Here is a 316-nt window from a genome sequence, read left to right as displayed (position 1 = left end):
ACCGGCCTTTCGTCGACCAACAGCTCGGTTGCTTCGCTGTCGACCTCCACGTCGACGGGCATCAGCTCACTGTCAACCGGGCTGAGCACGGTCGCCACCGCGACCAACAACCTCGGCACCAGCACCGCTGCGGCGCTCGGCGGTGGCGCGACCTACAATCCGGCGACCGGCACGGTCTCCGCTCCGTCGTACACGACGTACAACGCGGATGGCACGACAACGATCAACAACAGTGTTGGCTCGGTCATCGACAATATCAATTCCCACGGCATCAAGTACTTCCACGCCAATTCCACGGCAGCGGACAGTCAGGCGA

1 pseudogene is annotated in these 316 nt (G+C 62.7%); it reads left to right on the top strand.

What is annotated here, in order from left to right:
• A pseudogene (locus tag ACV229_RS40840) lies at positions 1-316 on the top strand (hypothetical protein); the annotation flags it as partial.

The sequence above is a fragment of the Burkholderia sp. MR1-5-21 genome, from assembly GCF_053427715.1.
The sequence above is the reverse complement of the archived record's forward strand: the minus strand, read 5'-3'. Positions and strand labels throughout refer to the sequence as shown.